The 14396-nt window shown below is 64.6% G+C and carries 13 protein-coding genes and 2 pseudogenes; 7 read left to right on the top strand and 8 right to left on the bottom strand.

Annotated elements, in window-relative coordinates:
* Window positions 1–703 precede the first annotated feature (703 nt).
* Window positions 704–1255 (top strand): hypothetical protein, encoded by a 552-nt coding sequence (locus tag BM085_RS42085; protein ID WP_093892315.1) that lies wholly within the window; start codon window positions 704–706, stop codon window positions 1253–1255.
* Between the two features lie 73 nt (window positions 1256–1328).
* Here BM085_RS42085 and BM085_RS42080 read toward each other — a convergent pair whose 3' ends face one another.
* The 3 genes and pseudogenes from BM085_RS42080 to BM085_RS42070 all read right to left on the bottom strand — a co-directional run bounded on the left by BM085_RS42080 (window position 1329) and on the right by BM085_RS42070 (window position 4595).
* Window positions 1329–2954 (bottom strand): ISAzo13 family transposase, encoded by a 1626-nt coding sequence (locus BM085_RS42080; RefSeq protein WP_093892314.1) that lies wholly within the window; start codon window positions 2952–2954, stop codon window positions 1329–1331.
* 59 nt (window positions 2955–3013) lie between these two features.
* Window positions 3014–3169: pseudogene (locus BM085_RS47290) on the bottom strand (IS630 family transposase); the annotation flags it as partial.
* A 784-nt stretch (window positions 3170–3953) separates the two neighbouring features.
* The gene (locus BM085_RS42070) at window positions 3954–4595 is read right to left on the bottom strand and encodes a hypothetical protein (RefSeq protein WP_093892312.1); all 642 of its coding nucleotides are present in this window, start codon (window positions 4593–4595) and stop codon (window positions 3954–3956) included.
* Window positions 4596–4828: 233 nt separating this feature from the next.
* On the opposite strand from BM085_RS42070, the gene BM085_RS47665 reads away from it, so the two are divergent.
* From BM085_RS47665 to BM085_RS42060, 3 genes are all read left to right on the top strand, one after another.
* On the top strand, window positions 4829–5014 hold the full coding sequence (locus BM085_RS47665; RefSeq protein ID WP_425443299.1) for a DUF6924 domain-containing protein: 186 nt from the start codon (window positions 4829–4831) through the stop codon (window positions 5012–5014).
* A gap of 298 nt (window positions 5015–5312) precedes the next feature.
* Complete coding sequence (locus tag BM085_RS42065) at window positions 5313–5894, top strand: helix-turn-helix domain-containing protein (RefSeq protein WP_093892311.1); 582 nt, start codon at window positions 5313–5315, stop codon at window positions 5892–5894.
* A complete protein-coding gene (locus BM085_RS42060) occupies window positions 5891–6445 on the top strand; it encodes a transposase (protein ID WP_093892310.1) in 555 nt (184 codons plus the stop codon). Before BM085_RS42065 ends, BM085_RS42060 begins: the two co-directional genes overlap by 4 nt.
* A gap of 237 nt (window positions 6446–6682) precedes the next feature.
* On the opposite strand, the pseudogene BM085_RS46645 reads toward BM085_RS42060, so the two are convergent.
* The 4 genes and pseudogenes from BM085_RS46645 to BM085_RS42040 all read right to left on the bottom strand — a co-directional run.
* Window positions 6683–7114 (bottom strand): annotated as a pseudogene (locus tag BM085_RS46645) (FtsK/SpoIIIE domain-containing protein); the annotation flags it as partial.
* A gap of 563 nt (window positions 7115–7677) precedes the next feature.
* Window positions 7678–7992, bottom strand: a complete 315-nt coding sequence (locus BM085_RS42050) for a hypothetical protein (protein WP_093892309.1) — start codon at window positions 7990–7992, stop codon at window positions 7678–7680.
* Window positions 7989–8420, bottom strand: a complete 432-nt coding sequence (locus BM085_RS42045) for a plasmid replication, integration and excision activator (protein WP_093892308.1) — start codon at window positions 8418–8420, stop codon at window positions 7989–7991. The genes BM085_RS42050 and BM085_RS42045 overlap by 4 nt, the downstream gene beginning before the upstream one ends.
* A 111-nt stretch (window positions 8421–8531) precedes the next feature.
* A complete protein-coding gene (locus tag BM085_RS42040; protein WP_093892307.1) occupies window positions 8532–9269 on the bottom strand; it encodes a GntR family transcriptional regulator in 738 nt (245 codons plus the stop codon).
* Between the two features lie 1189 nt (window positions 9270–10458).
* Between BM085_RS42040 and BM085_RS42035 the strand changes: the two genes are divergently transcribed.
* Both BM085_RS42035 and BM085_RS42030 read left to right on the top strand, forming a co-directional pair.
* Window positions 10459–11298: a DUF5919 domain-containing protein gene (locus BM085_RS42035; protein WP_218158988.1), complete on the top strand. Its 840-nt coding sequence runs from the start codon at window positions 10459–10461 to the stop codon at window positions 11296–11298.
* Complete coding sequence (locus tag BM085_RS42030; RefSeq protein ID WP_093892305.1) at window positions 11295–12110, top strand: inositol monophosphatase family protein; 816 nt, start codon at window positions 11295–11297, stop codon at window positions 12108–12110. The genes BM085_RS42035 and BM085_RS42030 overlap by 4 nt, the downstream gene beginning before the upstream one ends.
* A 375-nt stretch (window positions 12111–12485) precedes the next feature.
* On the opposite strand, the gene BM085_RS42025 is transcribed toward BM085_RS42030, so the two are convergent.
* Entirely contained in the window at window positions 12486–13028 is a 543-nt protein-coding gene (locus tag BM085_RS42025; protein ID WP_143121334.1) for a hypothetical protein, read from the bottom strand.
* A gap of 489 nt (window positions 13029–13517) precedes the next feature.
* On the opposite strand from BM085_RS42025, the gene BM085_RS42020 reads away from it, so the two are divergent.
* Complete coding sequence (locus tag BM085_RS42020) at window positions 13518–13925, top strand: hypothetical protein (RefSeq protein ID WP_093892303.1); 408 nt, start codon at window positions 13518–13520, stop codon at window positions 13923–13925.
* Window positions 13926–14396: the final 471 nt, after the last annotated feature.

Here is a 14396-nt window from a genome sequence, read left to right as displayed (position 1 = left end):
AAAACTGCCGGCAATTGAAGGCTGCCCTCAGAGGCGGGACCATCGCAGGCAGTGCCGCCCTCACGATCGCCTGGTTATGGTTGGTCACCGACGTGGTTGGGGGCGATCGACGGTCTGGGGCTACGTGCCTCAGCCCCAGCCCACCGAGGCGACAGGCATCTCTCCGTAGCGGGACAGCGAGCGACCAGCGCCTTGATCACGTGCCACAGACGTGCCAGATCTCGCGGGGAACGGCGGGGAATCACGGGGACTCAGGGGCAGAGAACGAAGAAGGCCCCACACCGCGTTTCCGCTGGTGAGGGGCCTCTTTCTGCTGGTGTGGCAGGTGCAGGACTTGAACCTGCGTAGGCTGAGCCGACGGTTTTACAGAGCCCTGCCTGGCAGATCGACACATAGCATTTGGCCTGCAAAAACGTCATCTCGGTAGCTCACTGGATGCGCATGGCGACGCGCATACGACGCGAGCCCTTCTCTCCGGCCTGTATCCAACTGACGTGTCGGCCCCGCCCATTTGATACGAACTTCGGTGGAGCGTGCGGGGCCTGCTCGGCGGATGTCGATCGGTGCCGTCAAGTGCCACGATGATGACGATCGATGGCCTCGGATGCGCTCCCATGTCAGCGGGTTCACTGACTTTTCGCTGCTTTCGATCCACGAGAGTCCGGTAGAAGCCCTACCCTTCTCTGACGGTTATCGTGCGACTGTGACGCTCACTGATGCCGAGATGGCCACTCTGCTCGCGCCCGCTGGGTTCCGCTTCATCCAGCGGAGGAATCTGGAGGATGTCCAGTTGCCTCCACTGCCACCGGGATATTCACCCGCGAGCACTGGCCCCGAGCATGGCCGGTTTGATTCCCGCCCAGACGAGATAGCCGATGTCGACGCCCCGGACATGCCCGACAAGCTCAATGCGGACTGGTTCCGGATGGCGACGGAGTACGGGCTTTTCAACGATGACCGCGAGTTCCTGCTCGGGGTCACCTACACGAAAAGCGACGATGCGGACGATCAGGAGGCCCACAGGGCTTGGGCTCAGGTGCGACTCCTTGATGCCTGGGACTTGGTCGCGAGCGAAGTAGATCAGCTGAGAAGCTGGATGGCGGCGCTGTTCACGACACGCTTCGTGCCGGAGTTCACGGTGGTGTCCCTGGACGGGCGAACGATGATGAACACCACCGTCTGGGGCGACGGCACCGTCAGCACCATCGCCATACGCCCCAGGCCGGGTGTGTCGGCATCAGAGGCACCCGCCTGATCGATTGGCGGCAGCGTGATCGTGACCTTGCCGCTTCAGCCTGTCATTCGAACCTCTAAGGGCTCGCCGAAAATTAAATCGTTGTCTTGATGTTGGCGGCGGCCTTGTCGACGTGCGCCACGACCCGGGCGTGCAGAGCCTTCAGAGCCGCTGGTGGTGTGGTGGCGGGCAGGATACGGACACCGTGCTGGTCGAGCAGTTCGCCGATGCTGTGAACGGTGCGATAGGCGGTGGTGCGGCTGGTGCCGAACAGTACCGCCAGCGGCTCGGGCTCCAAGCCCAGCCGCCTGTGCAGCACCGCCATCAGGACCCGGTCGGCGAACGTCACGGTGGGCGGACGCCCCGACCGGATCCGTGCCCGCCGCTGGTCCAGGGCCGGCAACTCGGCGATCAGCCGCTCCAGGTCTGGGCGGGTCATTCCGGTCAGAGCGGGGTCGGACAGGATACGAGGGTCCCACCGTTCGGCCGGATGCTCAGCGCCCGTGTGATCCGGGACAGGGTGCAGGGTGTAATTCCAGTCACCGTGGAAGGCATGCCGGGTCAGCGGCAGGGCGGTCAGATCGGCGTCACTGACCTGCACGCCCAACGGGTAGGAGCCGGGGTCGAGTTCAGCGTGCACCCGCAGCCCACTGGTCGTGGTGGTGGCGGCGATGGTGTTGACCACGACCTGATGACTGGTCAGCGGACGTCCCCGCCAGTTCATGGTGATGTACGCGAACAGTCGATGCTCGATCTTGTTCCACTTGGAAGTGCCCGGCGGCAGATGACACACCGTGATCGGCAGCCCGATCTCGGCGGCCAACGCCGCCAACTCGGTCTTCCACGCCCGGGTGCGATACCCGTTGGAGCCCCCGGCGTCAGCGGTGATCAACAGCCGGTCGGCTCGCGAATAGACATGCCGGCCTTGGCCGTGCCACCAGCGGCGGATCGAGGCCACCGCGAAGGCGGCGGTGTCGTGATCGGTGCCCACACTCACCCACCCGGCATCGGCGGCGATGTCGTAGATCCCGTACGGAATCGCCTTGCCCAGGGCCTGCTCGGCGAAGTCATACACGCTCACCGGCACCGGCTCCCCGGTCGGTCGCCATTCCCGGCCACCGTTGCGAAACGCCCCCACCAGTTCCTTCTTCTTGGTGTCGACGCTGATCACCGGTTGTCCGGCGGCGCGATACACGCGGACCTGCTCGTTGAGATAGCGGAACTGGGCATCGCGGTCGGGGTGCTGGGTGCCCTCCAGAGTCTTGGCGTTGGCCTGCAGGCTGAACCCCTCGGCGCGCAGCAGGGCGGCGACGGTGTCGGCGCTGACGCGATGACCCTGCCCGGTGAGTTCGGCGGCCAGTTTACGGGTGGACTTGGTCGTCCACCGCAGCGGCGAGGCCGGGTCCCCGCGTTCGGCCGGCTCCACCAGCGCCAGCAGCGCCGGACGCAACCCCGGATCGGTCTCGATCAGCTGCTTACGGCCGCCGCCGGGACGCCGCACCCGGCCCAGCGGTGCCTGTCCGGCTGCCAACTCGACCACGCCCTGCGACACCGTGGCCTCCCGCACACCCGCGGCCCGGGCCACCGCCCGGATCCCGCCATGCCCCAAGGCGCGAGCCTCGGCGCCCATCAGCAACCGCCGCTGCCGCTCATCCAGATGCGGAAAGATCTCACTGAACTTCGCCGCCAGCATCTCCTGCGTCTCCACCACGACGCCCATACCCGGGCATTGCATCTCGACACGAGCACGAACGCTACGGGTTATTTTTCGGCGAGCCCTTAAGCGGCATTCCAGAAGTTCCGCTTGTAACCGGCCGGGAGCCAGGGGCTGGTCCACGGGGCGGCGGTGGCCCGCAACTGGTCCGGTGAGCGGGCGCGGAAGAAGGCATGGATCTGCCGCAGACGGCCGGGCCAGCTGACGGCGGTGTTGGCGATGACCGTGCCGTCCAGGATCAGGCGGGTGAGGCCCTCATCGATGGCGCGCCGCAGGGCCTGGTGCAGGTCGGGCGCCTGATCGGCTGGGACGTCGATGACCTCGTCGATGTAGCGGTAGGCGGTCGCGCGGGAGACGCCGTGGTCACGGCTGAGGGCGCCCCGGTCAGTGCGGTCGCGAAACCAGCGCAACCCCATCACCACCTGCTCAAAACAGGTCAGCGCCCGAGAACCCGAGCGGGTGCCCAGTCGGCGGCGCTCGGCCGACAGCAGCAGGGAGAGATGGCAAACCAGCTCCCGAGGGACGTCGGGCGTGGCCCGATAGGTGATCACGTGGGGCTTTCTGGACTGAAGAAGACTTGTGGTGAGACCTCTTCTACCGAAAGCTCCACGCCTATTTCAGGGGCATCGCGATCCATTCCGATTCATGTCTGCCGACGTCGCTTTGAAGGCATCGAATCGCAACTACCCTTATTGATCTTGCTGGGATCACCTCAATGCCAAGAATCCCCCCGCCTGATAGCGAGGGGATTCTTATCGCATCCAGTACCTACTGGGTGTTCTTGTGGTTCCTGCGACGAGCATCCCAGACGCCAGCTAGGATACCGACCACAAGGCCGACCAGGAGTATGAATGCCATTTCTAACTGACCTAGATTACCCAGGCTTACCAGAAGGCTTCCGACGATAATTATCGCTAGAAGCGCGGCCCCAAGACCTACTAGGATAGGCAATGATCCTCCTATACTTCCGATCATGCCGCCCTAGGCGAATCTATGATCGGAATATCAGACGCTGTAGTAGTAATCCACGTTCCTGGTGCTTCCGTTCACCACGAACTTACTGTAAGGGTACTGCCAGACGCCGCACGGAAGGTTAAAGACGCACTGGCGGATCGGCTCCTGGAATGCGGAGCTGTACCAGGTAGTGTTGTTGCCGACCTCGTCGTTTGTCCTGTAAGTGCCCCGCTCCCAATTGTCGACTGCATTATTGAGGTAGGTGCGGCGACCGGTCCGCTGAACCTTCGTGGTCCCATCGGGGATACAATAGGTCAAGCTGTGATGCCACTCCACGACCTTTGCGCCGGAAACGCCATAGTAGTTGATGTAGCGGTCGAAGCCGGGGCAGTAAGCCATGGTAGACACGCCATCGCCGGAGCTTTGCTCCGATTCAGTCACCTCGCCAGCCCGATCCGGGTCCATAATCCGGTCGGCCCACTCGGGGTACTTCTTAAGAAGGGTTTCGCGATCTGCGTCCGAAAGAAGCTTGGCCGCTCTATTGGCCTGGTTCCCGTTGATGCGATTAACGATGTCGACTACTTCCTTCGGAGCCTTCGAAGAAGGGCTAGTAGTTGCCGTGGCAGGGGTGGTGAGAGCGGCCATGGCGGCGACAGCCACCGCCATGGTTGCAAGGGCGCGCTTGACAGACATGTGCAGTACACTCCTTGTGCATCGATTGATGTGCCACGGGCGGGTGATGCATGCCAGTGCTCCCGTCCGTGGCTTTTCTCGGTGGCGGTGACTTAGGAACTAGTGTCCCGGTCTCAGCCCCCGACGGGTGGATCAGATCCACTGCATATATAACTTGGAATTCCACATATCTGTCAAGACAATGAGGTAATCCCAGCAGGCAATCTGGGGTGATCCTGCGTGGATTGGCTGGGATGCGGAGGTGTCGTCGCTCCCCTGACGTGACCGTGGAGTCCTCGATAGAATCGGACTTTTGTCGATCTGTAATCTCCGAAGGACTCCGCGTGATTCACGCCAACCTCTTCATCGGCAACATGGACTTCGGTGAGTTCGCCGAGAGCGCCGATGCGGACGGCGTCTTCCGTGGGTTCCACAGCTGAACCGCTACGCCGCCAGGGAGCACGGAACGTCACCAGTAGGGCCTAGGGGGACGACACTCGCGACAGTTGAATACGCGACTCCACCAGTACTGCGCCCCAGGTAATTCTTGAACGCTTTGCCCTCCCCGGCGACCTCCAGAAGTTCGGCGATGGGGTTGTTGGTTGCGTTGGCCGGAAGTGGCAATGCTTGTTCACTGGTTCGAGCAACATCAGCGAACCCGCAGGCTAATGCTGCGTTCCTGAATAGAGGTGTAAATCCCTGCTGACCTGGGGCGATGATGGTCTCAGGGGGATTGTCATGCCGAAACTGCTGCATGCGCGTCCACCGATGGACGCCGAAGAGAAACGACAGATCCGCAAGCTGGCCGGGGCTCGTCATGCCCCGGCCGACTGGATCATGAGAGCGCAGATCATCGCGTTCAGCTGGCAAGGGCTGCGCACCAGCGCCATCGCCGCCAAGCTGGGCTGTCACACGCAGACCGTACGCGAGCGGATCGAGCGCTTCAACGCCGAGGGCCTGGCCGGACTGGGCGACCGGCCCGGGGCAGGCCGCAAACCACGCATCACCGAGCTCGAACGCGGACGCATCATCGCGCTGGCGCGCTCGACTCCGCCCGGGCGACCGGTCCGCGACGAGGCCGGGGACCTGGTCGCAGAGGAGGAGGCCGGCCCCGCCGAGTGGACGCTGGACAGCCTGACCGCCGCCGCCCGCGCGCAGGGGATCGTCATCTCACGCAGCCAGGTCCGCCGGATCCTACTCAAAGAGAAGGTCCGCTGGCGGCACGCCCGTTCCTGGACCACCTCGACCGATCCGGACTTCGCCCCAAAAGGGCCGAGGTCGTCGGCCTCTACACCGACCCGCCGCCGGGTACCACGGTGATCTGCGCCGACGAGCTGGGGCCGGTGACCCCGCGCACCTTCCCGCCGGCGCCCGGCTGGTCGGTCGACGGACACCGGATCAAAGCACCGTTGGCGTACTCTCGCGGCACCGATAAGACCTGGGTGTACGGCGGCCTGCGCATCCGCGACGGCACCGAGCTCACCTTCTGCGCACCCGCGCGCAACAGCGACGGCTGGATCCACCTGCTGATGCGGATCGCCACCGCCAACCGGCGCGGCCCGATCGTGGTCATCACCGACAACCTCTCCAGCCATTCCAGCTGGAAGGTCCGCCAATGGCTGCTGCGTCATCCGCGGATCCGCCAGGTGTTCATCCCGATCAAGGCCTGCTGGCTGAACCTGGCCGAGGGCTGGTGGCGGCTGCTGCGCAAGGCCGCGTTCGCCGGGCAGACCTTCGCTGACGCCACCGAGATCGCCTACGCGGTCGCCCTCGCCACCACCCAGCTCAACGCCCACGCCCATCCCTGGATCTGGGGGCGACCGCCCCCGCAGCCCCGAGCCCTGCGCCGCAAGTTCGTCTACCTGCTTTGAGGAACGCAGCACTAGCACGCCGACCCCGACCGCTCGGCCCTGCGTGGTGAGGGTGGCCAGGGCTGCGGAGATGCGGAGCTTGAGGCCCTTGTCGGACTGGTAGGCGGTCAGGAACGCCACCTCGTCGACCACGACCAGGACGAATGGGTCCTCGGCGGTGGGTGTGTGGTTGCGCTGGACTCCGGCGAAGCGGCCCGCCCGTTCCTGCATCACCTTCACCGCGGCTTCCAGCAGGTCGGCGCAGGTGGCCGGGTCGGCGGCGTAGTGGTCGAACAGGTCACGGCCGAAGGACAGCTCCATGAGTTTCGGATCCAGCGCCCAGATCTGCACCAGGCCCGCCCGCACCGCAGGCAGCAGCCCGCGGATCGTGGACCAGATGATCGACCCCTTACCCGCCCCGGTGGCCCCGGCGACCAGGACGTGAGTGCCGTGGACTTTCAGCCGCCATGGGGTGCTGTCCTCCCGCTTGCCGATCTCCACCGGCCCCACGGATGGCGTCGCCGGGATGGACAGGGCCGGTAACGGGACGGCCAGCGGGTCACGGCGAGGGAAGGCCAGCAGCAGTCGGCCCGGCCGGGCGACGGTCACCCGGCAGGAGGTCGCGCCGAAGCCGTGCGCCAGGTGCTCGATCCGGTCGGACCAGTCGGTGACTGCCTGCCCGGTGAGCATCTTCACCGTGACCAGGTCGGCCCACGAGGTGCAGGAGACGCCGACCAGGCGGGGCAGGTAGTCGCGGCCGCGTACGTGCCGTCCGAGTCCGGAGATGATCATCACGGGTTGCCAGTGCCGCCGGTAGACCCACACCAGCCGCCACCAGGCCAGCAGTCGCCAGCCGACCAGCCGCAGGAACGAGGGACGGTCGGCCAGCGCCCAGGCGGTGAGGCCGACGAGCACCAGGGCGACCAGGGCAGCGCTCCACTGCCAGCCGTACAGGGTCCAGATCACGCCGGGAACGGCGGTGACGGTCGAGGCGATCGGGTGCCGCCAGACCAGCCGCACCAGGCCGGCCAGCAGCCGCCACGTGAAGATGACGATGGTGATGAACGCCGGGGTGCGGACGACGGCCGAGCGGAAAACCACAGCCGTGTCAGGGGTCGTGGAGACGAGGTGTTGCGCCTCGTCGCCGGGCAGTTTTTTGAACATTAGGCTTGAGCCTTCTTCCTTGATGTGGTTGTCCGGGGAGAGCCGAGGGGCCGCCGGAAGTTGCACCTTCTGGCGGCCCCACTTACGTGTCAGACCGCGATCTCATCGAGGCCGGGCAGTGCCGCAGCCGCCTGTTCGGTGTGCAGGCGTTCGCAGTCGGCCAGATAGCGCGCGGCGGCGTTGAAGATCTCCCGAGCGAGGGTCACGTCCTGCTCGGTGACCGGCCCGGCCCCCGTGGTCGAGACCGATATCTGGGCCTCCGGGGTGGACAGGTCCAGGAACGGTCGCTGGTTCGAGGTCACCGCAGCCAGCACCCCGACCTCGGAAGTACTGAAGGCGACATCCAGCCGGGTCACGCCGTCCCTGAGAACCGCCGTGACGTAGGTGTAGGGCTTGTACTTCATGCCGCCGCCTCCTTGCCGACTGCAGCGGTCTGCTTGGCGGGAGCCGCAACAGTGCGGGGAGCGCGCATCGCGCGTGCCCGGATGGACCAGGCCAGGCGGCCGGTGTTCTGGCCGACGTACGGTGTGACGGTCATGGCGTCGAACTCGACCGGGACGAACGGCAGGCCCGGCAGCGGAGCCGGGGGGACCGGCTGGACCGTCGACAGGATCTTGACCGCCACGGTCTTCTGTCCGGCCTTGACGGTCGGGTCGGCGTCCATGACGGCGACCTGCCACACGGGTTCGCCGGTGGTCTTGTCCTTGGCGTAGACGGTGCGTCCCTTGGAGGAGGCGTCGAAGTCCTTGACCTGCTCGACCTCGCCGACGATGTAGCAGCCGTGCGGGAAGACCTGGTCGAAGCCGATGGGGATGGGGCCTTGGATGGCCACTTCTGTTCTCCTGTCGTACTGTCGCTAACTCGTACTGTCGAGTTACAAGCTATTTCGGAAACGAACACTCGACAATACGAGTTTCCGAGAGTTGATGTGACTTAGGTCACATCAGAGCGTGTAGGCCTCTTCCAGCTCGTGCAGCATGCCGGGAAGCACGATGTCGATGACCAGCGCCAGGCGACCCGAAGCATCAAAGATCCGGGTCAGAACGCCTAGAACCGCAGCAGACTTGCCCAATCCCAGCGTCTTGATCTCATGAGGCAGCGGATGACGGGCGGCCAAGCGCTCCACGGCATGATCCAGCCGCAATCCCTTGACCCCTTGCAGGTGCTGGCGAACGCTCACCGTCAGCGGCACCTGGCGGCCGAGGTCCGTCCCCTCGGCCAGCTCGATCGGGCACCAGAAGGTGACCAGCTCGCACGGCTCGTCGGCCTCGCTGAGCAGAACACGGCGCATCACCATGGGCGTTCCCTCAGGCAGTGACAGCATGGCCGCCACGTTTCCCGGCGCCGGCTGCGCTCCCGCCGCAATGACCGTTCCGCCCTCGGCGGCTTCCACCCGGTCGAGTACGGCACGGCCCGGCCGAGAGGAGTCGCCCTCGGAGCCGGGCGGCGGGGTCTTCACATAGGAGCCCTTGCCGTGCTCACGGTCGATGATCCCGCGAAGCTGCAACACCTGGAGCGCCCGCACGACCGTGGGACGGCTGACCGCGAACTCGCGAACGAGCTGTGTCTCCGAGGGCAACTGCGAACCAGCGGGATAGGTGCCGTCCGCGATCCTGCGCCGGATCGCCGTGACGATCTGCGCATACTTCGGGGGGGCGTACTCTTCATCGGATACGGACATGACAACAACCCAACTACTCGACTTATCGTCAGCATAGAGGGGCGTGTCCGGCTTGCATAGCCGACCGAGCCGACACAGGAGAGTGCGACGGTGCGAGCCAACGTTGAGGCACCCCTCCAGAGCCTCGTCAGCCGCACCGCCGCACTCGTCTAAAGGGGCAACCTCCGGATCATGACCATGCCCTCTCGGGGAACCATGGTGATGATCGACGACTGGTTGCCGAACTCACAGAAGACCCACACGGTCCGCTTCTCTGCCACTACCGGGAAGCTGCGCCAAAGCTGCTCTGTGACCCAGCCGACCTTTCCCCACGCATACCCCTGGACAGGTTCGACCCGCCCTGGATGCTCAACCTGAACAGGTCGCATCGCGTGTCCAGGTGGAACATCGGCGAGCCCATACGTGAACGCGAGATAGTCGCCGGCCCGCAGATCATCTGCCGTCCCCACTTCAACAGGCCCGGCTCCTTCTGGCACATGCCCGTCAGCGCGGCCCATGATCGACCTCCGCACTCTCCGGGACGGTCGAGGCCGCCGCCTGCGCATTACGGAGATCCCTGTAGCGAAACGCGACCCGACGAGCGGCCCGAGCGGGCTCCATCGCCGAATGCCAGGCGTAGATAGAGCGCCTGCGCCGGTCATCCCATCCAGCGCGCCACCAGAACCAATCCCCGTCGCACCAGACCACCAGGCCCACCCAGACCGACACCAGCGCCAGAGCGTACCCATCGTGAACATCAGCGGAGATCCCCTCCCGCTCAAGCTCGGTTCGCAGTGATGCGGCCCCATCAAGGGGTGGGACACCTCCTGCCGCGAATGCCGCGTTCATGACGACCGCCCATGCGTAGTTCCCGGAACGGAAGCTCTCCAGCACGTTGAGCAGTTGTCGCGCACGCGGAGATAGGGGGCCCTGGTTTCACCGCCGCCTGAGGCCACGAGGCCCCGACGCAAGGTGACGTACTTCCAGCCCCGTCCGCCACATGAAATGCACCGCTCAACCATGGTGTGAGGATTTCCCGAGACCGCGTCACGTCTCGACAGCGTTCATGTGTCGTCTGTGATCATGGCGTTTCGCTTTGTCTCTTCTATGTCTCCTCTCGCGCCGCATTCCTCGATAACATCGCGTTGCGAGGCCCCTCCTACTCAAGGCGTTGATCATGACTGGTCGGCAAATCTTGTTGAAGACGCTTTTGCAGCAACGCCATTGGCAGACATATAAGACGTTCTGCAAGGAGTACGACAAAGCCGCCAAGTCGGTGGATTCAACATTGCGCGGGAAATGGCCGAGCCGCGCTCAGCTTCACCGTTGGCTCTCCGGGGAGCTCAAAGGCCTGCCGTACTCCGACCACTGCCGAGTTCTGGAGACGATGTTCCCCGGCCGGTCCGTCGAAGAGCTGTTCTCCCTGAATAACGGCGAGGTGCCCGCACCCAGGATCGAAGTCGAGCCGCCGAAAAGCGCCGGCCATGTCGCCGAGGTCTGCCCCACGTCGCCGATGGCCGATGTGACGGCCGTGTTCAGCAGCCGGTCGGCGTTCGCATCGGCCTACCCGCCTTCAGCGCTGTTCGACACCGCCAGAGAGATCAACGCCGCCGGGTTGTCGCTCAACGTGCTCTGCCAGGGCTACCCCGATCACCAGCTCAAGCGACTCCTCGAAAGCGGCACCAAGATTCGGTGCCTGTTCCTCGACCCCCAGGGGAGCGCGATCCGCGCCCGCGAGGACGAGGAAGGCTACAAAGACGGCACGCTCACCACGCTGACCGCGCTCAACATCAGCATGCTGACCCGCCTCAAGGCCAGGCTCGCCCCGGAGGCCGCGGAGCTGCTCGAACTACGCGTCTACGACGAGACGATCCGCTTCAACATCCTCATCGTGGACGGGGCCACATGCATGGTCCAGCCGTACCTCCCCCAGGCTCGCGGAGTCGACTCGCCTACCATCGTGATCAACGACAACACCGCCGCTGACGGGTTGTTCCCCGTCTTCGACCAGGTGTTCACCTCGATGTGGGAGCGGAGCAGCCCCGTATGACCGTCGACGCCCGCATACTCCTGCCGATCGCCGAGCAGGCCGTCACCATCGCCGGCGAGATCGTGAAGACCCGGCTTCCCGGCACTGTCACCGCCAAGGGCGACCGCGACATGGCCACCGAAGTGGACTACGCCGTAGAGCACGCCGTCCGTGACTTCCTCAGCCGCGAAACACCCGAGATCGGGTTCTTCGGGGAAGAGGAAGGGGCCACGGCCGACGCTGGGGGCGGTCTGGTGTGGATGCTCGACCCGGTCGACGGGACCGCCAACTTCCTGCACGGCATCCCGTTGTGCGGAGTGTCCCTCGGTCTGGTCGACAAGGACATGCCGACTCTCGGCGTGATCGATCTGCCCTTCCTCGGCTCCCGCTACAGCGCGGCGGAAGGCCATGGAGCACGGGCCAACGGCCGGGAGATCCACGCGAGTGAGACCGGCGACCTTGGGTCGGCCGTGGTCGCCATCGGTGACTACGCCGTCGGCAGCGGAGCGGAGACGAAAAACCGCCTTCGCCTGTCCCTCACCCACGAGCTCGCCGCCCGCGTGCAACGGGTGCGGATGTTCGGATCAGCCGCGGTCGACCTCGCCTGGGTTGCCGAAGGAAAGATCGACGCCAACATCATGATCAGCAACAACCCGTGGGACACCGCAGCAGGAGTGCTGATCGCCCGTGAAGCCGGAGCCATCGTCGTCGACCTGGACGGCAGCCCGCACACCATGAACGCCCGAGCCACCATCGCCGCCGGCCCCAAAATCCTGGCCGATCTCGTTGAACTCATCGCCGAAGCAGGCAAGGACGCCGGACGTAGCGAGTAGCTTGCCGAATTGTTCTTGTAGGTATCAAGGCGGCGGCGCGGCGCGCCGCCGCACCCCCGGCCCTCCGCCCGCCCGCCGTCCGGGCATGCGGCCTGGGGGCCGGTCCCGGACGGCGGCGGGACACCGGGCCGGTCGCCGCACGCCTGCCCCGCCGTACCAACCGAACGCTCTGACCAGGGTTGCCACGCCGCCGCTCAGACGCAGCCCTTACGATCGCCAGATCATGGCTGGCCACCGTACGAGCTTGGGGGCGATCGACGATCCAGGGTTCGTTCCTCACCCTGGCTCACCGAGCAGCGAGGTTGATCACCGTAGTAATTGCTACGCTGGCGGCCTTTGCGCTCCGTCACAGTGACCAACGGCCCTTCGAGCGGATCAGATACATCCGTCCAATGTGGAGTTGCGGCCGTACTCCAGTTCACGCCCGTCGAGGATCACACCAACCCTCGGCGGAAGCGTTGGAGAGGCCAGTTCCGGCAGAGCAAGGCTGTCCCAGTCGATACTTACCTGGATGTCCTCAGGAGATTCCAATGCAATTTCATACATATCTCCGGGCAGGACATCCCAGATGGTGCCTTCGTCCATGCCGTCGTATCGCCCGCCAGGCTCTGGTAGGCCACCACTGGCCCGCAGATCCTCGCTGGACCGCATCGACGTAAGCCCGGGGACCTTCACCGTCAGGAACGGATCCAAATCCCTTTCAACGAGCAGCTTTCCATGACAGTAAACCCTGATCAGGAACGTCCCACCAGCTGCCCACGATCCCGTACGCACGTAATAGGCGACTGAGGCGTCAAGCTCCTGGAAGCTGCTGCACACCTCAAGATGCTCCCAACCGCCGCCTTGCCAGAACGACCCCTCGAACACATAGAAGCTGTACACATCAACCCTCAAATGCCTGTGCGGATGCACGACCATACCGCCGTCGGCAGGCCCGAGGATGCCCCTTTTGTGCCCGATGGACCCGTGATCAAGGGGAACGGCGGGGAGTCACGGAGAATGGAATCAGCCGCCCGACCTCGGAAGGTGGACGTCAGGCGAGGTCGGCATGCGTTTTGCAGGCAGGCAGTCCAGGCCCACATACGGTTGTGGGTTGCAGTTTGAGTTGCAGTTCAAGGGGATCCAGGGCCGTTCAGGCTGGGTCACGTATGCCCGCTGACCTGGATTGCACTGCCTAGAACTATGCTCGTCCGAGCTTTTAATCCGCAGGATCAAGGTTGGCAGGGCGAGAGTGTCGATCATGAGCGAAGGGCCTGGTGGCTCCCTGGTCTAGTTGCAGTCTTAGTTGCGATCCGGCGTCGTGCAGTGCCGTTCTAGACGGTTCACCAACCCCTGATGGTCCAGGTGGGACTGTCCTGGACGGGCAAGATCAGAGCTGCTAATGCGGAATGCGCTTACAGTTCGCCTATGTCTCTCTTCAGAAGCCTGGCCACCGCCAAGGCGGGCCATGTAACCGTCAGTAAGGTGTTCATGGCGTCGATCATTCTTGTCTCGGCGGTTGTGGGTGGCGTGGTGGCGAGCTTCCTGCCGCTGGGCAAAGTCCCGCTGATCGTCGCTGAGGGGCATGCTCAGCTGACCATTGACGGGTCGGGTTCGTTCCAGCCGGATGATGGAATGTCGGCCTTACTTCCGGCTGAGGTGTGGTGGACCGACAGCAGCGGTGGCGATCATGTCGGAGGTCGTCCCTCGTGTCTTTGGGACGAGAAGGACAAGGGCAATGAGAACAAGTGGTCCCGGGTTGAGGCCGGTTATCGGTGGATGGAGATGCCGAGCGGTGGATCTTATCCCTTGGTCGCGTGGCTCAAGTGCCCGTAAGCCTGCGGAATATACGCGGAATGATCTTAGCGGTCGGGGCCGTACGGCATGGCCACGTCGCAGGTCAGGAGTTACGAGCAGGCGGGAACGGTCACGCACTGTAAAACTGCCGGCAATTGAAGGCTGCCCTCAGAGGCGGGACCATCGCAGGCAGTGCCGCCCTCACGATCGCCTGGTTATGGTTGGTCACCGACGTGGTTGGGGGCGATCGACGGTCTGGGGCTACGTGCCTCAGCCCCAGCCCACCGAGGCGACAGGCATCTCTCCGTAGCGGGACAGCGAGCGACCAGCGCCTTGATCACGTGCCACAGACGTGCCAGATCTCGCGGGGAACGGCGGGGAATCACGGGGACTCAGGGGCAGAGAACGAAGAAGGCCCCACACCGCGTTTCCGCTGGTGAGGGGCCTCTTTCTGCTGGTGTGGCAGGTGCAGGACTTGAACCTGCGTAGGCTGAGCCGACGGTTTTACAG

Origin of the sequence: Streptosporangium canum (assembly GCF_900113865.1) — a bacterium.
GTDB classification, from domain to species: Bacteria; Actinomycetota; Actinomycetes; order Streptosporangiales; family Streptosporangiaceae; genus Streptosporangium; species Streptosporangium canum.
Note: the sequence above shows the minus strand (reverse complement) of the source record. Positions and strands in the feature narration are given on the sequence as shown.